This window comes from Corallococcus sp. AB011P, from assembly GCF_003611605.1.
GTDB lineage: Bacteria > Myxococcota > Myxococcia > Myxococcales > Myxococcaceae > Corallococcus > Corallococcus coralloides.
In genome coordinates, this window is record NZ_RAVX01000016.1 from 119352 (window position 1) to 142122 (window position 22771).

The window sequence follows — 22771 nt, forward strand, 5'->3', positions numbered from 1 at the left end:
TGAAAGGCTTTGGAAGTCCCTTGGCCGCGCGCTAAGAGGCGCACGGCGTTCGCCGCCCTTCCCCCTCGGGTCTTCAAGGGGCGGCCCAGACGGAGGCATGCCGCGGTGGCCAGCGCGTACTCGAAGGACCTGTTGTTGACGATGTACCGGAAGATGTACCTCCTGCGCCGCTTCGAGGAGCGGGCCGGCCAGCAGTACACGCTGGGGAAGATCGCCGGCTTCTGCCACCTCTACATCGGCCAGGAGGCCGTGGCGGTGGGCTGCAACGAGGCCATCCGCCCGGATGACTACATGCTGTCCGCCTACCGCGACCACGGCCAGCCGCTGGCGCGTGGCAGCGACGCCGGGATGATCATGGCGGAGCTGTTCGGCCGGGGCTCCGGCTACAGCAAGGGCAAGGGCGGCTCGATGCACATCTTCGACATCGAGCACCACTTCTACGGCGGCTACGGCATCGTCGGCGGGCAGATTCCGCTCGCGGCGGGCATGGCCTTCGCCAGCCGCTACCGGAACGAAGATCGCGTCACGGTGTGCTTCTTCGGCGACGCGGCCGCCAACCAGGGCGCGTTCCACGAAACCTTCAACATGGCGCAGAAGTGGAAGCTGCCGGTCATCTACATCTGCGAGAACAACCGCTACGGCATGGGCACGGCCATCGCGCGCACGTCCGCGGTGCCGGAGATCCACAAGCGCGCCTCCGCGTACGGCATGCGCGGCGAAGCGGTGGACGGCATGGACGTCCTCAAGATGTACGAGGCGGTGAAGGACGCCGCGGAGTACTGCCGCGCGGGCAAGGGCCCCGTGCTGATGGAGGCGAACACCTATCGCTTCCGCGGCCACTCGATGGCGGACCCGGCGAACTACCGCACCAAGCAGGAGGTGGAGGAAGAGCGCAAGGGCGATCCCATCCCGAAGCTGCGCGAGTTCGCGATGAAGCAGGGCTTCAAGCTCACGGACGCGGACTTCGAGGCCATCGAGGAAGAGGAGAAGCGCGCGGTGGACGCGGCGGTGAAGTTCGCCGACGAGTCGCCCGAGCCCAGCGTGGACGAGCTGTGGCGCGACACCATCGTGGAGCCGGGCGAGGAGGATGTGCGCCCGCGCGAGCGCGTGCTGGGCGTGAAGGTCACCAACTGGCCGAAGTACCCGACGGGCCAGGAGTTGAAGGTGACGTGGGACCTGGAGCCCCGCGCCGAGGCCGAGCAGGCGGACAAGAAGGCAGGCCTGATCCGCTAGCGCTCACGTTCCCTTAAGCCACTACCCTTTCGAGATTCGAGTTCGGAGCCGACGATGCCCGAGTTGATGTATCGCGAAGCGTTGAACCAGGCGCTCGCCGAGGAGATGGAGCGCGACGCCAATGTGTTCCTCATTGGCGAGGAAGTGGGCCGCTACAACGGCGCGTTCAAGGTGTCCCAGGGCCTGCTGGACAAGTTCGGGAGCGCGCGCATCATCGACGCGCCCATCAGCGAGCTGGGCTTCACGGGCCTCTCCGTGGGCGCGGCGGCGGTGGGCCTGCGTCCGGTGGTGGAGATGATGACCTGGAACTTCGCCATCCTGGCGATGGACCAGATCGTCAACAACGCGGCCAAGCTGCGCCACATGAGCGGCGGCCAGCTGCGCTGCCCCATCGTGTTCCGCGGCCCGGGCGGCGCGGGCGGCCGGCTCTCCAGCCAGCACAGCCAGGCGCTGGAGGCCAACTACGCGCACTTCCCCGGCCTGAAGGTGATTGCCCCGGCGACCCCGGCGGACGCCAAGGGCATGCTCAAGAGCGCCATCCGGGACGAGAACCCGGTGGTCATGTTCGAGGGCGAGCGCCTCTACGCCATCAAGGGCGAGGTGCCGGAGGGCGAGCACATCGTCCCGCTGGGCAAGGCGGACGTGAAGCGTGAGGGCACCGACGTCACGCTGATCACCTGGAGCCGGATGTACTACTTCTGCATGGAGGCCGCGGAGGCCCTGGCGAAGGAAGGCATCAGCGTGGAGGTGCTGGATTTGCGCACCCTGCGGCCCCTGGACGAGGAGGCCATCCTCGCGAGCGTGCGCAAGACGAACCGCGTGGTCATCTGCGAGGAGGGCTGGGCGCTGGCCGGTATTGGCGCGTCCGTGGTGGACCTCATCCAGTCCCAGGCGTTCGACGACCTGGACGCGCCGGTCGTGCGCGTCACCGGGTTGGATGTGAACATGTCCTATGCGGCGAACCTGGAGAACGCGACCCAGCCGGACGCGCCCAAGATCATCGCCGCCATCAAGAAGGTCCTGTACCGCGAGGGAGCCTGAACGCGTATGGCGACGCCCATCCAGATGCCCAGCCTTTCCCCTACGATGAAGGAGGGGAAGATCGTCAAATGGCTGAAGAAGGTGGGAGACAAGATCTCCTCCGGAGACGCCATCGCCGAGGTTGAGACGGACAAGTCCAACCTCGAGGTGGAAGCCTTCGACGACGGCTACCTCATCCAAATCGCCGTGCCCGAGGGCGAGGTCGCCACGGTGGGTTCGCCCATCGGCTTCCTCGGCGCGAAGGGTGAGAAGGCCACCGGTGGTGCGCCTTCGGCCCCGGCGCCCCAGAAGGCGGAGGCCCCCAAGGCCGCCGCCCCGAAGCCTGCCGAGCAGGCCCCGGCTCCCGCCGCCAGCGGCGCGGGCGAGGGGATTGCCATCCTGATGCCGTCCCTCTCCCCGACGATGACGGAGGGGAAGATCGTCAAGTGGCTGAAGAAGGAGGGGGACAAGGTCTCCTCCGGGGACGCCATCGCCGAGGTGGAGACGGACAAGTCCAACCTCGAGGTGGAGGCGTACGACGACGGCACGCTCGCGCGCATCACCGTGCAGGCGGGCGACATGGCCAAGGTCGGCGCACCCATCGCGTTCCTCACGCCCAAGGGCGCCAAGGCCGGGGCCTCCGCTCCGGCCGCTCCGAAGGCCCCCGCCGCCGCGGCTCCGTCCGCGCCCGCCGGGGGACAGGTCGTTCCGCTGCGCCGCGAGCCCCAGGCTCCCCAGGGGTCGACGTCCGGCGCTGGCGGCCGGCTGCGCGCCAGCCCGCTGGCGAAGCGCATGGCCCAGGAGCGCGGGCTGGACATCAGCCAGGTGCGCGGCACGGGCCCGCTGGGCCGCGTGGTGAAGCGCGACGTGGAGCAGGCGCTGGGCCAGGGTCTGGCGAAGGCTCCCGCGCAGGCGCCGGCGGCGAAGAAGGCCGGGGCCCAGCCGGAGGTTCGCGCTTTCGGTACGCGTCCGGAGCCGCAGGCGGTGCCCATGTCCTCCATGCGCAAGGTCATTGGCCAGCGCATGTCGGAAGTGAAGCCCGGCGTGCCGCACTTCTACCTCACGGTGGAGGTGGAGATGGACGCCGCGGTGAAGATCCGCGAAGAGGCCAAGGCGCTGGACCTCAAGGTGTCCGTCAACGACATCATCGTGAAGGCGGCGGCCATCGCGCTGCGCCGTTCACCGAAGATGAACGTGTCGCTCCAGGGCGACCAGGTGCTGCACTTCGGCACCGTGGACGTGGGCATCGCCGTCGCCATCGAGGACGGGCTGATCACCCCCATCATCCGCGACGCGGACCTCAAGGGCCTGCAGGCCATCTCCTCCGAGTCCCGCGACATGGCGGAGCGCGCCCGCAAGCGCTCGCTGAAGCCCGCCGAGTACACGGGCGGCTCGCTCACGGTGAGCAACCTGGGCATGTACGGCATCGACCAGTTCATCGCCGTCATCAACCCGCCCCAGTCCGCCATCATCGCGGTGGGCGCAGTGGCGGAGAAGGCCGTGGTGCGTGACGGCCAGCTGGCGGTGCGCAAGATGATGACGGTGACGCTGTCGGGTGACCACCGCGTCATCGACGGGGCCACCGGCGCGGAGTACCTCCGCGAGCTGAAGGGCCTGCTGGAGCACCCCTCGCGGCTGTTGTTCTAGCGGTCGAGCGGTCCGCCGCCTCCGCCCCCGTGTGACACGCACGGGGGCGGGGCATGGCCTGGGCTACTCCCGCGCCGGCTCATCCGGCTCGACGTCCTTCTCCAACTTGCGCTGGGCTTCCGTGACGTCAGCCTGGTCCGCGCGGCGCGTGCCCGTCTCCAGCTCCTCCTCGTGCTCGCGGCTGCGGCCCTGGATGCCGGGCCACGGCTCCGGACGCGTGGCTTCCACGTGCTTCACCGGCTTCACGTCTTCGTTCTTCTTGTTCGCCATGGTGCGTCACTCCTCCCCGGGGTCGGGGGTGTGGGTAGGACTTCCGTGGCGGTACGGTGGGATGCCCACGCTGGCGTGGCCACCCGGTGGGATGGAGGGGCAGAGCGCCTGCCTGCCTGACTCCCTTCGGACGGCGAAAAAAGGTCGGCAGGCGGCGCGGTTCGCTGCTTAACTTCTTACTCAATGAACGACGACATGACTCGCGAGCGCCTGGGACTTGGACTGCGGGAGGTGGAGCCTTCACCGGCGCCCCAGACTCCGGCGGTGTCCCTGGCGCACTCGCTGCAGCAGGCGCTGCGCGGCGCGGTGTACCCGCTCACCGCGGAGCAGTTGGTCTGGGTCGCGCGCGAGAACGACGCGCCCTCCCATGTGGTGTCGCTGTTGGGCTCGCTGCCGCGGGGCCGTTTCCCGTCGGTGGACACGGTGGCCCTCGCGCTCGGGAACGCCTCCGTCTGAGGCGGAGTGCTGTCGCGCGACGTTCGCTTTCGGCCTGGGTACAAGGTACCCCCAGGCGCGCTGACGGACGTGCGCGTTATCTTCGGCGCGACCAGCCTGTCTTCCGGATGAGGAAGCCATGGTCTGGAGGAGCTCCATGAACGCCTCGGACCTGCCCGCCGTGCTGTACGTGGACGACGACGCCCTCAACCTGAGGGTGTTCGACGCCAACTTCGGGCAGCGGTTTCGCATCTTCCGGTGCTCGTCCCCCAACGAGGCCCTGGCGCTCTTGGAGCAGCGGCGCTCGGAGATTGGCGTGGTGCTGTCCGACCAGCGCATGCCGGGGATGACGGGCGTGGAGCTCCTGGAGCGCGCCCGCAGCATCGCGCCGGACGCCAGGCGCATGCTGGTGACGGCGTACGCGGACATGCAGGCCGTCATCGACGCGGTGAACCGCGGCCAGGTGACGCGCTACTTCGTCAAGCCGTGGGACCGCGCGGAGCTGCTGGCGGCGCTGGAGGACGCGCTCAAGATTGCCCGGCTGGAGCTGCGCATCCGCGAAGTGGAAGGCCGGATGATGAAGTCCGAGCGTCTGGCCACGCTGGGGCAGGTGACGGCGGGCATCGCGCACGAGCTGATGGGCCCGGTGGGCTACCTCACGCAGAACGTGTCGTCGCTCCAGCGCGACATGGAGCGGGTGGTGCAGTACGTGTCGCGGCACCTGGCCACGGATCCGGACACGGAGGTGTCCTCCACCATCGAGGACCTGCCGTCGCTCATCAAGGACCTGTCCGAGGGCGCCAGCCACCTGCGCGGGGTGGCGCTGGGCCTGCGCGCGCAGGCGCGCGGCGAGGACATGGAGGCCACCGCGGAGGTGGCGGAAGTCGTCTCCTTCGCGGTGAAGCTGGCGCGAGCGGAGGTGCGCGACCGGGCGCGGCTCACCAGCAACGGCGAGCCCATCCGCATCGTCTTCGGGCCGGTGAAGCTGTGCCAGGTGCTGCTCAACCTCATCGTCAACGCGGCGCAGGCCATGGAGGGCACGGGCCGTCCGGGCCGCATCGACGTGCGGTGGGCGGCGCGCGACGAGGACGTGGTGCTGACCGTGTCGGACAACGGCTGCGGCATCCCCGTGGCGCTTCAGGAGAAGGTGTTCCAGCCGCTGTTCACCACCAAGCCCGTGGGCATCGGCACGGGGCTGGGCCTGTCCATCTGCCGCGAGCTGGTGATGCAGTTCGGCGGTCAGCTGCGCCTGGCGTCCACGCCGGGCGAGGGCACCGAAATCGAGCTCACCTTCAAGCGAGCCCCGCTCCCTTGAGCCCGAAGGCGTTGTGCAGGAGCCGCCACACCCGGTAGAGGGTGTCGCTCTCCTGTGACCGCACGTCCCGCACCAGGAGTGCGCGCCGGGGCGCTGCTTCCGGGCCGTACTCCACCACCAGTGCGTATCCGCCCTTCGGAGGCTGGACGATGTGCACCGCGCGCACGTCGTCGAAGGGAAACACCTCCGTGCGCGCCGCGCCCGGGGCCCACGCGAGTGTCTCCAGCCGCAGCGACTCCGTCTTGAAGTGCAGCACGAAGCGCCTCCGACGCAGCCGTGCCTCCAGCACCAGCGCGCCGCCCACCAGGCCCCCCGCCAGCACGAGCAGCAGGGTCGCGGCGCCCGGCGTCCGGGCCGAGTCCAGGACGAGCAGCAGAAACCCCACCCCCGTGCACACGGCGGCCAGGGCCACGAGGAGCGTGGGCAACAGCCGCAGCATCCAGGCCGGGGGCAGGGATTCCCCCACCAGCCGGCCCCCGTCGTAGAAGAGCCGCACGTCCCCCAGCCGCGGTGGCACCCGGTTCTCCCGCAGCGCGTCTTCGAAGCTCACCGGGAGAGCATAGTGGCCGAGCCTGTTTCCCACCCTCGAAGTTGGACGAGAGCTGTGCGATCCTCCCAATTCATGGATCTCCCGTTTGAGACCGGTGAAGGTGAAGGGGAAGGGCGGGGGACGCTCGCCTCGAAGGTGCTGCTGGTCGATGACGAGCCGGTGGTGCTGGACATCTGCGTGCGCCTGTTGGGGCGGGAGGCGGACCTCATCGTCTCCCCCGTGGGCAGCGCGGAGGAGGCGCTCGTCCTCTTGAAGGACCAGCGCTTCGACGTGCTGGTGACGGACAAGAACCTGCCCGGCATGGGCGGGGTGGAGCTCATCGCTGAAGCGCGGCGGATGCAGCCCGCGCTGGAGGCGGTGATGATCACCGCCTACGCCAGCTCCGAGTCCGTCATCGCCGCGTTCGCCGCCGGTGCCAGCGACTACATCGTGAAGCCCTTCGATGATTTGCGCGTGCTGCGCGCCAAGGTGCGCGCCGCGCTGGAGCGCCGCTCGGAGCGCGTGCGCACGCGCGACGGCGCCCGGGAGATGGCCCGGCAGGCGGCGGCGCTGCTGGATGCGGGCCGGGACGCTCCCGAGCCCGCGCACGAAGCGCTGGAGACGGAGCTGCGCAACTACGAGCAGGCGGTACGCCTGGGCCACAGCGGCAACGTCGCGGTGGTGGGCAGCGCCGAGGCCGTGAAGGTGCTGCGCGACGCGTCCTTCGAGGTGGTGGAGCTGCCGCCGTACTCGCCCCAACTGGAGAGCGCGGACGTGGTGGTGGTGGAGACCGGAGACCCCCAGTGGCACACGCTGGCGGAGCGCCTCCAGGGCCGCTCCCCGGACGTGGTGCTCCTGGCCGGCGCGGACGCCGACCTGAGCGACCTCTTGGAGGCCATCACCCTGCGCATGGACCTGGTGGGCTACGGCCAGTCCAACGCCGCCCGCGTCCTGCCGGAGAAGGTGCGCATGCTGCTGATGCGCCGGGGCATCCAGCGCGCCCAGCAGCGGCTCACCGCCGCGCTCGACACCTTCCTCCAGAGCATCGCGACCCCGAACTGAAGAGGAGCAGCGCCCAAACCTCGGGGCCACCGGAGCTCCTGGCCGCGTCCAGGCACCTGGACGCGGAACCGCTGGAGCTCTGTCCGCGAGGGCAGGGCGGAATGCCGTAGCCCGCAAAGCGAAACGCCCACCTTCGTTTCTGAAGGTGGGCGTCTCTGAGTGACCCTGCCGGGATTCGAACCCGAGTTTGAGCCGTGAGAGGGCTCCGTCCTAACCACTAGACGACAGGGCCGGCTTGCTTCCCTACAACCGCTTCGTTTCTGCTGCTGCTTCCTACATTCTCCGTTCTGACCAGTCAACCGGAGATTTTCAGCTGGGGAACTAGGATTCGAACCTAGATAAGCAGAGTCAGAGTCTGCTGTCCTGCCGTTAGACGATTCCCCAAAGGCGCTGCGTGCTGCGGCTGCGTTGTTGCGGGCGCTTCTACTACCGACTTCTGCTGCTGACTTCAACTACTTCGTTTTCCTGACCGGCTTGCCATCAGTCTTCTTCGCCGGCTTCGCCGCCCCCTGCAGCGGGACGACATAGATGCGAACCTCTTCGTTCGCTTCGTAAATATTCAGCCCCTCGAAGTTCTTCCCGGAGGGGTTGGAGATGTGCACGGCCTTGACGCCCGGCTGGTTGACGATCGACCGCCTCGGGTAGCTCGAGGTCGGGTAGACGTTCTTGTAGTAGTCGAGCGTCGCTTCGAAGTCTCGCGAAGCCCGGTACCTGTTCTCGCCCACCTTCTGGGCACCATCCGGAATCTGCGCGCCGTTCACCAGCTCGGCGCCGGAAGCCGTTGCCCAGAGGGCCAGCAGCACCGCCCCGAGCGGGCGCGCCTTATAGAAATGCGGTCTCAGGCTGTCAAGCGGTCGCGTCATCGCCGGCCAAGATAGGGCCCGGCGATGCGCGCGTCCACCGCCAATGTCACGTCCCGCGAGCGAGCGCCGCGTCGATGCGCCGCAGGGCCTCATCGCGCCCCACGAGCAGCAGCGTCTCACCGATGCCGGGGCTGGTGGTGTTGCCGGTGATGGCCACGCGCAGGGGTTGGGCCACCTTGCCCATGCCCACCTGGGCCGCCTCGCTCACCGTCTTCACCACGCCGTCCAGCGGCTCCACCGTCCAGGCGGGCAGGGCGGCCAGCTTCTCCCGGGCCTGGCGCAGCAGGTTGAGCGAGTCCCCGCTCAGGTGCTTGGCGGCGGCCTTCTCATCCAGGGTGACGCCGCTCTTGAAGTAGATGGACGCGGTGTTCGCCATCTCGTCCAGGGTGCGCGAGCGCTCGCGCAGCGCGAGCACCAGCGGCTCCAGGCGCGCGTCGCCCTTCGCCTGGAAGCCGCGGGCCTCCAGGAAGGGGACGAGCCGCTCCGCGACCACGGCCGGGGGCAGCAGCTTGAACCACTGCTGGTTGAGCCACTGGAGCTTCTCCGGGTTCCACACGCCGGAGGTGCTGCCCACGCCGTCGAAGTCGAACCACTCCACCATCTGCTCGCGGGTGATGACCTCGTCGTTGCCGTGGCTCCAGCCCAGGCGGATGACGAAGTTGAGCAGGGCCTCCTGCATGATGCCCGTGCGCTTGTGCAGCATCACGTCCGCTTCCGGATGCTTGCGCTTGGAGAGCTTCTCGCGGTCCGGCCCCAGGATGAGCGGCAGGTGCGCGAAGTCCGGCGGCGTCCAGCCCAGCGCCTTGTAGAGCATCAGCTGCGGGAAGGTGGAGTTGACGTGCTCCTGGCCGCGCGACACCAGGGTGATGTCCATCAGGTGGTCGTCGATGACGCAGCCGTAGTTGTAGAGCGGGATGCCGTCCGCGCGCATCATCACCCAGTCATCCAGGTCCGAGTGCGCCTTGGTGATGGTGCCCAGCACCTTGTCGTCGAAGGACACGGTGCCTTCGCCCGCGGGCATGCGGAAGCGGATGACGGCGTCCTCCTGCTTCTTGCCGGGGGGCGGGCCCTTCAGGTCGTGGCAGGTGCCCTCGTAGCGGTAGCTGCCCTGACCCTTCGCCTTCTCCACCGCCTCGCGGCGCTGGGCAATCTCCTCGCGGGTGCAGTAGCACCGGAAGGCCTTTCCTTCCGCGAGGAGCTGGTCCGCGTGCTTGCGGTACGTGTCCAGGCGCTGGGTCTGGAAATAGGGACCGTACTTCGGGTCCTCCTTGCCGGGACCTTCATCCCAGTCCAGGCCCAGCCAGTTGAGTCCGTCCAGGATGGCCTTCACGGACTCCGGGGTGGAGCGCTCCTGGTCCGTATCCTCCATGCGCAGGATGAAGGTGCCGCCGTAGCGCTTCGCGTAGAGGTAGTTGAAGAGCGCGGTACGGGCGCCTCCGATGTGGAGGTATCCAGTAGGTGACGGAGCGAAGCGGACGCGGGGTTTTGACGGAGCCATGGGCAGGCGCGCGATAGCAGGACGGGTGCACGAGGGTCAACGCAAGCCGCCCGCTTGGGGTTAGGCTGCGCGGCCAAGGAGACTATCCATGTCGATTCGACACGCGGTTCGCACGGTGGTGCTGGCCACCCTGCTCGGAGGGCTGCCGGTGGGGGCCACCACGATGCTGCGGGCGGACCTGCCGCAGATGGCGCAGACGTCGGACGCGGTGGTGCAGGGCGTCGTCCGGCGCGTGCAGAGCCGCTGGAGCGGGGACAAGCGCCGCATCGTCACCGACGTGGAGATTCAAGTGACGGAGGCCCTCAAGGGGCAGCCCGGCGGCACGGTGGTCGTCACCCAGCCGGGAGGCCGGGTGGGGGACATTGGCCAGGTGGTGGGTGGCCTGGCGTCCTTCTCCGAGGGCGAGGAGGTCGTCGTCTTCCTGGAGAAGCGCGGCGCGGCAGCGTTCCAGCTGTCGGGCATGGCGCAGGGCAAGTACCAGGTGCAGCGCACCGGCCCGGGCGCGATGGCGGTGCCGGCGTCCACCGGGGACGCGGTGCTGATTGATCCGAAGACGCGCCAGGAGACGGTGTCCGGCGCGAAGCCGGTGACGCTGGAGGAGCTGAAGGCCTCCGTGCGCGCGGCGGTCCAGGCGCAGCAGGCGGCGCCCGCGAAGAAGGGGGCGAAGTGATGGGCGCGCTCGCGTCGTGGGTGGTGCTGGCGGCGGTGATGGGACAGAGCTCCGCGCCGTACGTGCGCAGCCGCGTGTCCCCTGGGGATGAAGCCACGCAGTGCCTGTACTGGACGCAGTCCAAGGTCACCTGGCAGCAGAGCACCGTGGGCAACCCGAAGGCGACGAACCACACGGAGTTCGACGCCATCACCCGCTCGTTCCAGAGCTGGCAGGACATCTTCGCCAGCTGCGGCAACCTGACGCTGGCGGAGGGCTCGCGCGTGAACTCCCGGACGGTGGGCTACAACCGCTCCGGCGACAACATCAACCTCATCCTCTTCCGGGGCCGCGCCTGTCGCGAGGTCGTGGACGCCAACGACGCCTGCTTCACCCAGGACACGTGCGCGAACACGTACGACTGCTGGGATGACAGCGACGGCACCATCGCCATCACGCTCACCACGTACGACGAGCGCACGGGCATCGTCTACGACTCGGACATCTCCTTCAACGCCGCGCGCTTCAACTTCACCACCGGCAACGGCGGACCGTGCGGCATCGTGGCCACGCCGGACTGCGTGGACACGGACGTGCAGAACACGGCCACCCATGAGGTGGGCCACTTCGTGGGCCTGGACCACACGCTGGCGACGGGCTCCACGATGAACCCCAGCGCCCCTCCGGGCGAGACGTCCAAGCGCAACATCGACCCGGGTTCGCGCAGCTTCGTGTGCGCCGCGTACCCCAAGGGCAGCGCGAGCCAGCCCTGCTTCCCGGTGCAGGGCAGCGGGAACGGCGATGGGGACGGCGACGGGGAGGGTGACGACGGCTGCACCGCGGCGACCGGCGGACTGGCGGTGCTGCCGCTGCTGGCCGCGGCCTCGCTGCTGGCGCGCCGCCGGAGGGGTGGACGGTGAGCTGTCGCCTGCTGCTCCTGGGAGTGCTGCTGTGCGCGGGAGCGGCGGGCGCGCAGCAGGACTTCAAGCGCACGCTCGTGCCGGGCCGGCCGTTGTGCCTGGTGTGGCCGGGGCGTGACTACGTCTACCACCTGGACGCGGCCGGCAGCACGCGCACGCCCGGGGACTCGGAGGTCGTCGCCATCGAGGCGGCCTTCGACGCGTGGCGGGCGCTGTCCGCGACGTGCAGCGACTTCCGCTTCATCCGGGGCGAGGACTGGTTGCGCTCCGTCGACATTGGCTACGACGAGGAACACCCCTTCGACAACTACAACGTCGTCACCTTCCGAGAGCGCAACTGCCAGGACGTCGCCCCGCCGGACGACGCGTGCTGGGAGGAGGAGACGTGCGGCAACGTCTACCAGTGCTGGGCGCACGGGGGCGCCACCATCGGGCTCACCACGTCGTCGTTCAGCTTCAAGGACGGGCGCGTGGTGGACTCGGACATCGAGCTCAACGCGGCGGAGACGGACTATGGTCCCAGCTTCCTCTTCACCACCGTGAATGGCCCTCCGTGTTCGGGCACTCCGTCCACCGGCTGCGTCGCCACGGACGTGCAGAACACGATGACGCATGAGATTGGCCACGTCGTCGGGCTGGACCACGTCTTCTCCGCGGGCTCGACCATGGAGGCCACCGCCTCCCAGGGCGAGACTTCCAAGCGCGTCATCGACGCGGGCTCCGCGGCCGGCTTCTGCTCGGCCTATCCGCGCGGCCTGCCGCCCACGCAGTGCCGCATCCCAGAGGACCCGGGCCTGAAGCTCGTGGCGGACGGGAAGGGCACCGGCTGCGGCGCTTCCGCGGGAGGACCGGGCATGGCCGCCGTGCTGCTCTGGGGCGTGGCGCTGATGCGCAGGGGCAGGCGGTCAACGGCCCCTCGGGCCGGTCTCCCTGGTGCTGCCCCGGGCGGACCGCGCGGTTAGACTCTGACCGTGGCCGTCGCCTTCTTCGATCTGGATAGGACGCTGCTCGCCGCCAACTCCGCGTCGCTCTGGGTGCGCCGCGAGCTGGCGCTGGGCCACATCTCCCGCTGGGAGGCCCTGCGCGCCAGCATGCTGCTCGCCCGTTATCACCTGGGCTTCGTGGCCATGCAGGACGTGCTCCTGCGCGCCACGGCGCTGCTCTCGGGCTCCGACGCGAAGGCCCTGGAGGCGCGCTCCGCGGACTTCTACGCGGAGGCCGTGCGCGGGCAGTACCGGCCCGGGGCCCTGGTCGCGCTGGAGGCCCACCGCGAGGCCGGAGACCGGCTGGTACTGCTGACGTCCTCCTCGGGCTACCTCTCCGACCTGGTGGCGCGCGAGCTGCGCCTGGACGGCGTGCTGTGCAACCGCTTCGAGGTGGACGCGGCGGGGCTGCACACCGGACGCCCGCTGGGGGCCGTGTGTTTCGGCGAGGGCAAGCGCTTCTACGCGGAGGCCACCGCGAAGGAGGCGGGGGTGCCGCTGTCCACGTGCGCCTTCTACACGGACTCGTACTCGGACCTGCCGGTGCTGGAGGTGGTGGGGCGCCCGGTGGTGGTGAACCCGGACCACCGGCTGCGCCGCGAGGCCCGGCGGCGGGGCTGGCCGGTGGTGGACTGGGGCGTGCCTCCTGGAGGCGCCACCCCGTCCGTCCCTCCGTCGCCGCCGCTCGTGCCCTCCACCGGCCCTTGATGAGATGGAGGACGCGGTGGAGGCGCGTCGCTTTTTTCAGCGGCGCGGGGACACGAGCCGCATGGTGAACGTGTAGTCCACGTTCGCCGGGCGGCCCTGGTACTGGATGGGCTTGTAGACGCGCGACTGGAGCGCGTCGAGCACCGCCTTGTCCATGTGCTGCACCATCTTCAGGATGCGGCAGTTCTCCACGCGCCCCTTGTTGGTGATGGTGCAGCGCACCGCCACGAGCCCCTCCGCCTTGATGGCGAGCGCCTCTCGCGTGTAGGCGATGTCCCGGCCCTCCTCCACCAGCATCGGCCGCTCCATGGCGTCGTTGAAGGGGATGACGGCGTTCGGGTTGACGGGCGCGAGCGCGCCGGTCGTCAGCGACGGCACCGCGAGGCTGCCTGCCGCGCTGACCGGCGCCGCGGCGGACGCGCCCAACGCGCCCATCGCCTTGTCCGTCGTCGTGGCGGGGACCGCCGCGGGGGTGGACGGGTTCGCGGCCTGCATCATCACCGGCGCCGCGAGTCCACCCGGCGTCGCCGGGGCCACGTTCTCGAAGTCCTCGGGGGTGGAGGCGGTGGCCAGGTCCACGCGGCTCGGGCGCTCACCGCCGCCCCGGCGCCTGGTCAGCTTCTGGGACAGCACCACCTCACCGGAGCCGCCGGTGATGATGGTCTCCGTCTGGTAGCCCTCCAGCGCGAAGGTCAGCTCCGCGGTGATGCTGCCCTCGCTGCCCAGGGGCAGCTCCATCACGAAGGGCGTCACGCCCTTCTCCTTGCCCTTGTAATAGACGCGCGCGCCGGACGGCTGGCTCATCAGCCGGAAGCGCACCTTGCCCGGCGCGGGCGCCGCCGTGGGGGCTTCCGCCACCGGGGCCTGCGCGGTGGGGGCCGTGGCCTGGGCCACCGGCTGCGCGGGCTTCTCCTCGGGGCTTCCGCCGCGCAGGAAGAACAGCGTGATGCCCACCAGGCCCGCGACCATCACGCCACCCAGCGCGCCCATCATGAGCGTGCGCTGGCGGGCGCGCTGCACGTCCGCCGGCACCTCCACGCTGATGTCCACCGCGAGCCCACCGTCCGCGGGCTCCGCGTTGCCCACGTTGGCGAACAGCGGGGACGCGTAGGGGCCCGTCGTCGGCGGAGAGGGGTAGGGGCCCGTCGTCGAGGCGCCGCCCAGCCGGCGGAACACGCCGCTGTTGCCGCCCGCGGCCATGTGCGCCTCGCGCAGGCCCTCCAGCAGCTCGTCCATCGTCTGGAAGCGCCGCACCGGGTCCTTCTCCAGACAGCGGCGCACCACCATCTCAATCTCCGGCGGCACCGCGAGATCCGGGCGCACGGACTGGAAGGTGGGGGGCGGCTCCTTGTAGTGGGCGAAGATGAGCTCGATGTGGTCGCGCGCGATGAAGGGCGGCCGACCCATCAGCATCTGGAACAGCATGATGCCCAGCGAGTATACGTCGCTGCGCGCGTCCGCCACGTTGCGCGCCTGCTCCGGCGCCATGTACTGCGGCGAGCCGAGGAAGGTGCCGTTCTGGGTGATTTCAGGGCTGACCGGCCCCTCCTGCGGCGCCACGGACTTCACGAGGCCGAAGTCCAGGACCTTCACCAGGTCCTGATCCGCCTCGTTGAGGATCATGATGTTCGCGGGCTTCAGGTCGCGGTGGATGATGCCCAGCGCGTGCGCCTCGCGCAGGGAGCGGCACACCTGCTGCGCCACCGACACCGCGCGCGCCCAGGGCAGCGGGCCCGCCTGACCCAGCACCTGCTGGAGCGTGCGACCCTCCAGGTACTCCATCGCGATGTAATAGATGCCGTCGTCCGTCTGCCCGTAGTCGATGACGGTGACGGTGTTCGGATGCCGCAGCTTCGACGTCAGCGACGCCTCGCGCAGGAAGCGCTTCTGGAAGCCGGGGTCGCGGCTGGTCGGGAAGTTGGGGTTGAGCACCTTGAGCGCGACCACGCGCTCCAAGGGGGCCTGCAGGGCGCGGTACACCTTGCCCATTCCACCCACGCCCAGGGGCTCCAGAATGCTGAAGCGGCCGTTCAACGTCCGGCCGATGAGCGGATCCGTTCCCGGCGCCTCAGGGCTCGGGGAATCGCTCTTGATCATTCGTATCCCCTAGAAGCTGCGTGCAAAATGGTTTCTCCGGCAAAAGCAGCGCCTCTATATCCAAGCACAACTCGCCGGTGCGGCGCACGCCAAGGGGGTCCGGAATCCACCACGTCGGGGCAAGCGCGACCCCGGTCGCAGGGGGGGATGTGAGTCGCGACCTTCGGGTAAGCCCGCATTGCTTTGGACAGGGCTCCCGGATTACGGTTTTTCTTCCTGCCTGCCATCCGGCGGGCCGAGTTCTTCGATGGCCGAAACCCCCAGAGTCCCCGTTCCTCCGCAGGTACGTCGGGTCTCCGTGCAACAGCGCCTGAGCGCGCTGGAGGCGGAGCAGAACCAGTTGCGCCAGGAGCTCGTCTCCCTGCAGGGAGAGGTTCGCCTGCCAGGCCTCTACCTGACCGTGGAGGCAGGCGACACGACCGCGCTCGTGCCCGCGAAGCAGGTGCAGGAGGTGGTGCGGCTGGTGGCGTTGGATCCGCTGCCCGGCGCGCCGGTGCACGTGTCCGGTTCGTTTGTCTACCGCGGCAGCCCGGCGGTGGTGGTGGACGTGGCGCGCCTGCTGGGCGTCAAGCGCACGCCGGATCTGGACTCGCTCCTGGTGGTGGTGGACGCGGGCCGCATGGTGGCGCTGCTGGTGGACCGGGTGAAGGACCTGGTGGAGACGCCGGTGCTGGTGGACGGCTCGCAGAGCGGCGAGGAGAAGCTGCCCTGGGACGGCACCGGGCTGATGGCCGGGCTGTGCCGCACGCCGGAAGGCCTGCGCCCGCTCCTGCGCACGAGCGCGCTGCTGAACGGCACGGAGGGCCTGTGAGCGAAGGGCTTCTCGACGACGCCACGCTCGCGAAGGTCGAGGAGGTGCTCCAGGGCGCCTGCGGCCTGACGCTCGCGAGCAGCCTGCGTCGCTCGTTGGAGCCCGCGCTGGCCCGCGCGGCGTTGACGCGCCAGATGTCCGAGGCGGCCTTCCTTCGCCAGTTGCTCATTCGCGAGCCGACGGCGGTGGAGGCGTTCATCGAGCACGCCGTCATCGGCGAGACCTACTTCTTCCGCCACCCGGAGCACCTGCGCGCGCTGGCCTCGCGGGCCCGGTTGCACCAGGGCGGCCCGTTCCACGTCTGGAGCGCGGGCTGCGCGAGCGGCGAGGAGCCCTACAGCATCGCCATGGCGCTGATGGCCGCGGGGCTGGGCAACGGCGGGCGCTTCCGCGTGCTGGCGACGGACGTGTCCGGCCGGGCCCTGCAGCGCGCGAAGGCCGGTGTGTACAGCCCGTGGTCGCTGCGGCGCATCGAGCCGGACCTGGAGAAGCGCTTCCTGGTGCCGCACCCGGGCGCGACGGGAAATGACACGCAGCACACCGTCTCCGCGGAGGTCGTGCGCACGGTGGACTTCCGCCGCCACAACCTGGCCACGGACGCGGTGCCGTCCCTGGGCTTCCACGCCATCTTCTGCCGCAACGTCCTCATCTACTTCACGCCGGAGCTGGTGCGCGCGGTGCTGAGCCGGCTGCTGAGCGCGCTCGCGCCGGGTGGGCTGCTCTTCGTGTCGCCCGCGGAGGTGCCGCTCACCAACGGGATGGGGCTGGAGACGCTGGACGTGGACGGCACCCCCGTCCTGCGCATGCCCCTGGAGCAGCCGTGGACCGCGGGCGAGTCCGCGACCGTGGCCCCTCCTCGTCGCGACGCGCCAGCGGCCTTCACCGCCGCCGCGCTCGGCCGGCAGACGCCGGTGCCGGGCAGCCTGCGGCTTTCGCTCCGCCGCCCCACGCCCGCGCCCATGCCGGCCTACGTGGCGCGGCCGTCCACCCCGGCTCCGGTGCCGGAAGCCCCGCGCGCTCAGGCCGCCACGCCGGCGGCTCGCGCGGCAAAGGACGCGGGCCTGCTGACGCGGGCGCTGGAGGCGGCGCACGCGGGCCACTTCGAGGAGGCGGAGGCGCTGGCGCGCGAGGCGGCGCGGGCGCTGTCCCCGGAGGCGTACCTGCTCCTGGCGATGGTGGCCGAGTCGCGCAACGACCTGGACGCGGCGGTGGAGGCGGTGCGCAAGGCGCTGTACTTGGAGCCACAGCTGGCGCTGGGACATGCGACGCTGGTGGCGCTTTACAGCCGGCTGGACCGGCGCGAGGACGCGGAGCGCGCGCGGCAGAACGCGTTGCGCGCGCTGGATGGATTGGATGACGAGCACCCGCTGCGAGGCGTGGAGACGACGATGACGGCGGGAGGCTTGCGGCAGGCGCTGGCCCCCCGTCCTTCGCAGATGGGCTGGCAGGGTGCGCGCTGATGTCGTGGGGCGCGCCGGTACACGTGAGGTGGGGACAACGTGGAAGCGAAAGGTTTGAAGATGGCGTCGCCTCAAGGGGCGGATTCGACCAGGCTCAGCCTGCGGACGAAGATCCTCGGGGGTACGGGCATCTTCGGCATCGTGCTGGTCGGCATCCTGACCTTCGCGTTCTGGATGCAGATGAGCGACGGCCTGCTGGATGAGCTCACCAAGCGCTCGCGCGCGGTGAGCATCGGCATGGCGTTCGCAGTGGGTGCGTCCGCGGCGGCGAACGACGCGGTGATGCTCCAGGCGGGCACCGACGCGGCCCTCAAGAGCGTGCCGGACATCGCGTACATCGTCATCCGCGACGCGGGCGGCAAGGTGCTGGCGCGCTCCGCGGGCGAGCACTTCGCGACCGCCGCCGCCGTGGAGCCCGCGGACGGTGACGGGGTGGTGGACCGCCTGCTGACGGCCGGCAAGCTGCCCGTGGTGGAGACGACGGCGCCCATTCTCTTCGGCCCGCCGGGCGGCATGCTCAAGCGCGTGGGCACCGTGCAACTGGCGCTGGACCGCGAGGCGCTGGCGGACTCGCTGTCCTCCAGCACCTGGCGCACCGCGGGCCTGGGCCTGCTGGTGCTGGTGCTGGGCCTCCTGGCGGCGGCCGGCATGGCCAGCCTCTTCATCCAGCCGCTGGAGCGGCTGGCTCGCGCGGCGGTGGGCATCGCCGCGGGGGACCTGCGCCAGCAGATCGACACCACCGGCACGGACGAGATTGGCGAACTGGCGCGCAGCTTCGCCACCATGGCGGACGCGCTGGTGCACCTGCTGCACGACCTGCGCGGCGCGGCCACGGACCTGGAGCACGAGGCCGCGGGTGTGCTGGCCACGTCCACGCAGCAGTCCGCGATGGCGCACCAGCAGGCGTCCGCCATCAACGAGACGAGCACCACGGTGGCGGAGATCGCCCAGACCTCCAAGCAGGCCACGTCCTACGCGGACGCGGTCATCGCCCAGACGCAGAAGTCGGAGTCGCTCAGCGCTCAGGGACAGAAGGTCGTCACGGAGAGCGTGGAGGGCATGGAGAAGCTGGGCGAACAGGTGAAGGCCATTGCCCTGTCCATCACCGACCTGAACGAGCGCACGCTGCAGATCAGCGACATCATCGGACAGGTGAAGGACGTCGCGGAGCAGTCCAACCTGCTGGCCCTCAACGCCTCCATCGAGGCGGCGAAGGCGGGCGAGCACGGGCGCGGCTTCGCGGTGGTCGCCACGGAGATGCGCACGCTGGCGGAGCAGTCCCGCATGGCGGCCGAGCAGGTGCGCGTGCTCCTGGGTGAGGTGCAGAAGGGTACCCGCGTGGCCGTGACGACGACGGACGAGGGCAGCCGGCGCGCCCAGGCGGCGATGGATCTTGCGCGTGGCGCGGGCTCCACCATCCTGGGCCTGTCGGAGGTCATCCGCGAGTCGTCCGGGGCGGCGCGGCAGATCGCGGGCAACACGCGGCAGCAGACCATTGGCGTGGAGCAGATCGCCACGGCGATGGGCGAACTGACGTCCGCCATGAGTGATTCGGTGGAGGGCACCCGGCGCATCGAGCAGGTGGCCGGCAACCTCTCCATCTTGTCGAAGCGCTTCTCTGAACTTGTAGGCAGGTACCAGCTATGAACAGCAACGTGACGGGTGGGGCACGCAAGGCAGCGAAGGTGCTGATCGTGGAGGACACGAAGACCATCACCAACCTCCTGCAGGTCTACCTGATGGGGTGGGGGCTGGACTTCGTGGACGCGCCCAACGGCGCGGTGGGACTGAAGCGGGCGCGCGAGCAGAAGCCGGACCTCATCATCTCCGACGTGCAGATGCCGGAGATGGACGGCTTCGCGCTGTGCGCGGCCATCCGGGGCGACCCGAAGCTGCACGACACGCCCTTCATGCTGCTCACGTCGCTGAAGGACGACGCGAGCCGCCAGAAGGGGAAGCTCGTCGGCGCGAGCGCGTTCCTCAACAAGCCGGTGTCCGTGGACGACCTGCGCTCCAAGGTGCGGGACATCCTCAAGCTGCCGGCCACGAAGTACTGACCGCCCGCCCATGTCCAACGACGACCGCAAGCTCTTACCCATCGACTTCGACGAGCTGAAGGCCTCGCTCGACGCGGCCCAGATGCTGCTGGAAGGCGCCACGGTGGTGAGCGCCCACAGGCGGCGCGAGGTGCTGCATCAGCGCGCGGTGGCGCTGGCCAACTCGCGCCACGAGACGCGCCAGGAGGTCGTCACGGTGCTCGCCTTCCATGTGGGCGGCGAGCGCTATGCGGTGAAGATCGACTACGTGGACCACGTGCTGGAGTCGCGCGGGATGTGCTCGCTTCCCGGGGCGCCGCGCCACGTGCTGGGGGCGCTCTTGTCGCGCTCGCGCATCGTGCCGGTGCTGGACCTGCGGCAGTTGTTGGGGCTGGAGGGCGGGGGCATGTCCGACCTGAGCAAGGTCGTGGTGGTGGAAGTGGAGGACGAGGCGTTCGGGCTGGCGGCGGAGGTCGTGGACGGACGGCTGGAGTTGCCGCGCGCGGAGCTGTCCCAGCCGCCGCCGGGGCCGTTCCTGTTCCTGACGTCGGACCGGCTCACGGTGCTGGACCTCACACAGCTGGGCAACCCGGCGGCCGCACGGCGCGGCTAGAGGGGACTGGGGTTTCATGGATCCGCAGTTGCTGCGCAGCATCTGGCCGGTGTTCGCCGCGGAGACGCGCGAGCAGATTCAGGCCATCGGGTCGAAGGTGCTGGGGCTGGAGCAGCCTGCCAGCGCCCGCGACGCGGACCTGCTGCCGTCGCTCAAGCGCGTGGTGCACAGCCTCAAGGGCTCCGCCGCGAGCCTGGGGCTGGACGACATCGAACGCATCGTCCACGCCATCGAGGACGGGTTGTCCCACGTCGACGTGGATCAGCCCATCTCCCGGGGCGCCGTGGAGGCGATGCTTCGGGGCCTCTCCGCCATCGAGAACGCCCTCAACCGGGGCGACGCGGGTGAACAGCCCGTGGTGGACGGCGTGGGCTCGCTGCTCAAGGCCCTGGGCCACGAGGAGCCGGCCGCCCCCGGGTCCGACGACGCCGCCATCAACGGCCCGTTGGGTGAGGACGGGCTGAAGGCGCTGGTGGCGCTGGAGACGGCGCTGAGCACGCTGGTGTCCCCCAAGGTGGAGGACCGGGCGGGCGCGGTGCGCGCGGCGGTGGAGCAGGCGCACGCCTTGCGCCATAGCGCGGAGTCCGTCCAGGCGGACGCGGTGGCCTCGCTGGCGGAGGCCGCGGCGCTGGGCTTCACGCGCATGGAGGAGGGTGGGGACGCGGCGGGACAGGCGGCGTCGGAGGTGGCGGGCGCGCTGGTGGACCTGCGCATGGCGCTGAGCGTGGCGGAGGACGCGGTCGCGGTCCAGGAGCCCGAGCCCGTGAAGCTGGCTCCGGCCCCCGCCGCGAAGCCCGCGGCGCGCGCGAGCACTCCGGTTCCGGAAGGCCGCGCAGGGACGGTGGACCGCGCGGTGCGCGTGTCGGTGAAGACGCTGGATTCGCTGGCGCTCCAGGTGGAGCACCTGGTGTCCGGGCGGTCGCAGCAGGGCCGGCGCACGGAGGGCTTCCGGTCGCTGACGGATCAGGCGCATGAGGTGCTGCTGCACCTGGAGCGCGCCGCGTCGCAGTTGGCCATGTCCGGCGGCGGGCCCGCGCTGGAGCCGCTGCGCACGGGCGTGGGCCTGATGCGCACGATGCAGAAGCGCCTGCTGGAGCATGCGAAGGAGGCGCACCGCGACGGTGAGCAGCAAGCGCTCATCGGTCAGGTCATCCGCGACGACCTGCGCGACCTGCGCATGGTGCCGGCCTCGCAGGTGCTGGAGCCCCTGCGGCGCACGGTGCGAGAGACGGCTTCGCGGCTGGGCAAGGAGGTGACGCTGGAGTTGGGCGGCACCGACGTGCGGCTCGACCGGCGCATCGTGGACGCGCTGAAGGATCCGCTGGTGCACCTGGTGCGCAACGCCATCGACCACGGGCTGGAGATGCCCGCGGCGCGCAAGGCGGCGGGCAAGCCGGAGACGGGCCGGCTGGTGGTGCGGGTGGAGGCGCGGGGCACGCGCATCGGCGTCATCGTGGAGGATGACGGCGGGGGCCTGGACCCGGTGCGCGTGCGCGCGACGGCGGTGCGCCGGGGCCTGATGAACCAGGAGGCGGCGGACAAGCTGTCGGACGCGCAGGCCGCGCGGCTCGTCTTCCAGCCGGGCTTCTCCACGCGTGACGAGGTGACGTCCACGTCGGGCCGCGGCGTGGGCCTGGACGTGGTGCTGGCCACCGCGCAGCGGCTGCAGGGCAGCGCGGACGTGGAGTTCACGCCCGGCAAGGGCACGCGCTTCATCGTGGACCTGCCGCTGACGCTGGCGGCGGCGCTGGGCCTGCTGGTGCGCACGGGCACCACGGTCACCGCGATTCCTTCCGACACCGTGAAGCGCGTGCTGCGGCTGGACGCGGACGACGTGGGCACGGTGGCGGGGCGCGTGGTGGCGCGGCTGGACGGCGAGCAGCTCACGTTCCTGTCGCTCTCGGAGGCCATTGGCCTGCCGCGCATGCCGCTCGCGCTGGAGTCGGGCCGGCGGCAGACGGCGGTGCTCTTGTCCCTGGGTGAGGAGCGCGTGCTGTACGCCATCGACGAGGTGGTGGGGCAGCAGGAGCTGGTGGTCCGCGCACTGGGCAAGCACCTGCGGGACGTCACGCACCTGGCGGGCGCGGCGGTGCTGGACGACGGCCGCGTGGTGCCGGTGCTCAACGCGCCGGAGCTCCTGCGCGCGGCCAAGCCGGACACGCGCACCTCCAGCGGCGAATCCAAGCTGCCGCGCATCCTGGTGTGCGACGACTCGCTCACCACGCGCTTCGCGATGAAGTCCCTGCTGGAGATCGCCGGCTACCCGGTGGTGACGGCGTCGGACGGCGAGGAGGCGTGGCAGGTGCTGGAGCGCGTGCACTGCCACCTGGTGGTCAGCGACTGGCAGATGCCCCGGCTGGACGGCGTGGGACTGGCGCGGCGGATGAAGGGCCACCCCATGTTCCGGCGCACGCCCATCATCCTGGTGACGTCGCTGGACAGCAACGAGGACCGCGCGGCTGGTCTGGAAGCGGGCGCGGACGGCTACCTCGTCAAGCGCGAGGTGGAGCGCGGCAAGCTCCTGGAGCTCGTGCGCCAGCTGCTGCCTGGCTGAGAGCCGGGCAGGGCGGCCTCTGGAAACGACGACGCCCCGTCCTTCGCCTGGAGCGAGGGACAGGGCGT

Annotated in this window: 21 protein-coding genes and 2 tRNA genes; 16 read left to right on the forward strand and 7 right to left on the reverse strand. The window is 70.3% G+C overall.

Translation table 11 applies throughout. The features are described 5' to 3' along the window. Positions 1-105: 105 nt before the first annotated feature. Genes pdhA through D7X30_RS30430 form a run of 3 tightly spaced genes read left to right on the forward strand, consistent with a single transcriptional unit; the run spans position 106 to position 3900 of the window. Complete coding sequence (gene pdhA / locus D7X30_RS30420) at positions 106-1233, forward strand: pyruvate dehydrogenase (acetyl-transferring) E1 component subunit alpha (RefSeq protein WP_120566478.1); 1128 nt, start codon at positions 106-108, stop codon at positions 1231-1233. Positions 1234-1287: 54 nt separating this feature from the next. Continuing rightward, positions 1288-2274 carry a pyruvate dehydrogenase complex E1 component subunit beta gene (locus tag D7X30_RS30425; RefSeq protein WP_120566479.1) on the forward strand — a complete coding sequence of 329 codons (987 nt, stop codon included), beginning with the start codon at positions 1288-1290 and terminating at the stop codon, positions 2272-2274. A gap of 6 nt (positions 2275-2280) precedes the next feature. Further along, entirely contained in the window at positions 2281-3900 is a 1620-nt protein-coding gene (locus D7X30_RS30430; protein WP_120566480.1) for a pyruvate dehydrogenase complex dihydrolipoamide acetyltransferase, read from the forward strand. 63 nt (positions 3901-3963) lie between these two features. Here the strand turns inward: D7X30_RS30430 and D7X30_RS30435 are convergent, their stop codons facing one another. Then, positions 3964-4170 (reverse strand): hypothetical protein, encoded by a 207-nt coding sequence (locus D7X30_RS30435; RefSeq protein ID WP_120566481.1) that lies wholly within the window; start codon positions 4168-4170, stop codon positions 3964-3966. Positions 4171-4365: 195 nt separating this feature from the next. Between D7X30_RS30435 and D7X30_RS30440 the strand changes: the two genes are divergently transcribed. Together D7X30_RS30440 and D7X30_RS30445 are read left to right on the forward strand one after the other, a co-directional pair. After that, positions 4366-4626, forward strand: a complete 261-nt coding sequence (locus D7X30_RS30440) for a DUF2795 domain-containing protein (RefSeq protein WP_233591877.1) — start codon at positions 4366-4368, stop codon at positions 4624-4626. A gap of 136 nt (positions 4627-4762) precedes the next feature. Continuing rightward, the gene (locus D7X30_RS30445) at positions 4763-5920 is read left to right on the forward strand and encodes a sensor histidine kinase (RefSeq protein WP_120566483.1); all 1158 of its coding nucleotides are present in this window, start codon (positions 4763-4765) and stop codon (positions 5918-5920) included. Here the strand turns inward: D7X30_RS30445 and D7X30_RS30450 are convergent. Further along, positions 5898-6503, reverse strand: coding sequence for a hypothetical protein (locus D7X30_RS30450; RefSeq protein WP_120566484.1), 606 nt, complete (start codon positions 6501-6503; stop codon positions 5898-5900). The genes D7X30_RS30445 and D7X30_RS30450 overlap by 23 nt on opposite strands. 39 nt (positions 6504-6542) lie before the next feature. Here D7X30_RS30450 and D7X30_RS30455 point away from each other — a divergent pair, with 39 nt between their 5' ends. Then, positions 6543-7511, forward strand: a complete 969-nt coding sequence (locus D7X30_RS30455) for a response regulator (RefSeq protein WP_199724588.1) — start codon at positions 6543-6545, stop codon at positions 7509-7511. A 160-nt stretch (positions 7512-7671) separates the two neighbouring features. Here D7X30_RS30455 and D7X30_RS30460 read toward each other — a convergent pair. From D7X30_RS30460 to gltX, 4 genes are all read right to left on the reverse strand, one after another. Then, a tRNA-Glu gene (locus tag D7X30_RS30460) sits at positions 7672-7743 on the reverse strand. Between the two features lie 81 nt (positions 7744-7824). After that, a tRNA-Gln gene (locus tag D7X30_RS30465) sits at positions 7825-7895 on the reverse strand. A 68-nt stretch (positions 7896-7963) separates the two neighbouring features. Next, positions 7964-8374, reverse strand: coding sequence for a hypothetical protein (locus tag D7X30_RS30470; protein WP_120566486.1), 411 nt, complete (start codon positions 8372-8374; stop codon positions 7964-7966). Between the two features lie 46 nt (positions 8375-8420). After that, positions 8421-9872 (reverse strand): glutamate--tRNA ligase, encoded by a 1452-nt coding sequence (gene gltX / locus D7X30_RS30475; RefSeq protein ID WP_120566487.1) that lies wholly within the window; start codon positions 9870-9872, stop codon positions 8421-8423. A gap of 88 nt (positions 9873-9960) precedes the next feature. Here gltX and D7X30_RS30480 point away from each other — a divergent pair, with 88 nt between their 5' ends. From D7X30_RS30480 to D7X30_RS30495, 4 genes are read left to right on the forward strand one after another with little or no spacing between them, the layout of a single operon-like run. Then, positions 9961-10542 (forward strand): hypothetical protein, encoded by a 582-nt coding sequence (locus D7X30_RS30480; RefSeq protein WP_120566488.1) that lies wholly within the window; start codon positions 9961-9963, stop codon positions 10540-10542. After that, complete coding sequence (locus tag D7X30_RS30485; protein WP_120566489.1) at positions 10542-11441, forward strand: myxosortase-dependent metalloprotease, MXAN_2677/MXAN_2678 family; 900 nt, start codon at positions 10542-10544, stop codon at positions 11439-11441. Before D7X30_RS30480 ends, D7X30_RS30485 begins: the two co-directional genes overlap by 1 nt. Beyond that, positions 11438-12403 carry a myxosortase-dependent metalloprotease, MXAN_2677/MXAN_2678 family gene (locus tag D7X30_RS30490; protein ID WP_120566490.1) on the forward strand — a complete coding sequence of 322 codons (966 nt, stop codon included), beginning with the start codon at positions 11438-11440 and terminating at the stop codon, positions 12401-12403. Before D7X30_RS30485 ends, D7X30_RS30490 begins: the two co-directional genes overlap by 4 nt. Positions 12404-12412: 9 nt before the next feature. Then, positions 12413-13132, forward strand: a complete 720-nt coding sequence (locus D7X30_RS30495) for an HAD family phosphatase (protein ID WP_120566491.1) — start codon at positions 12413-12415, stop codon at positions 13130-13132. 36 nt (positions 13133-13168) lie between these two features. Here D7X30_RS30495 and D7X30_RS30500 read toward each other — a convergent pair whose 3' ends face one another. Next, a complete protein-coding gene (locus tag D7X30_RS30500) occupies positions 13169-15229 on the reverse strand; it encodes a TonB family protein (RefSeq protein WP_120566492.1) in 2061 nt (686 codons plus the stop codon). A 247-nt stretch (positions 15230-15476) separates the two neighbouring features. On the opposite strand from D7X30_RS30500, the gene D7X30_RS30505 reads away from it, so the two are divergent. Genes D7X30_RS30505 through D7X30_RS30530 form a run of 6 tightly spaced genes read left to right on the forward strand, consistent with a single transcriptional unit; the run spans position 15477 to position 22703 of the window. Next, complete coding sequence (locus D7X30_RS30505; protein WP_120566493.1) at positions 15477-16040, forward strand: chemotaxis protein CheW; 564 nt, start codon at positions 15477-15479, stop codon at positions 16038-16040. After that, positions 16037-17500, forward strand: a complete 1464-nt coding sequence (locus D7X30_RS30510) for a protein-glutamate O-methyltransferase CheR (RefSeq protein ID WP_120566494.1) — start codon at positions 16037-16039, stop codon at positions 17498-17500. Before D7X30_RS30505 ends, D7X30_RS30510 begins: the two co-directional genes overlap by 4 nt. A gap of 60 nt (positions 17501-17560) precedes the next feature. Then, entirely contained in the window at positions 17561-19147 is a 1587-nt protein-coding gene (locus D7X30_RS30515; RefSeq protein ID WP_120566555.1) for a methyl-accepting chemotaxis protein, read from the forward strand. Continuing rightward, positions 19144-19557: a two-component system response regulator gene (locus tag D7X30_RS30520; RefSeq protein WP_120566495.1), complete on the forward strand. Its 414-nt coding sequence runs from the start codon at positions 19144-19146 to the stop codon at positions 19555-19557. Before D7X30_RS30515 ends, D7X30_RS30520 begins: the two co-directional genes overlap by 4 nt. 10 nt (positions 19558-19567) lie before the next feature. Next, the gene (locus tag D7X30_RS30525) at positions 19568-20149 is read left to right on the forward strand and encodes a chemotaxis protein CheW (protein ID WP_120566496.1); all 582 of its coding nucleotides are present in this window, start codon (positions 19568-19570) and stop codon (positions 20147-20149) included. Between the two features lie 16 nt (positions 20150-20165). Further along, entirely contained in the window at positions 20166-22703 is a 2538-nt protein-coding gene (locus D7X30_RS30530) for a response regulator (protein ID WP_120566497.1), read from the forward strand. Positions 22704-22771: the final 68 nt, after the last annotated feature.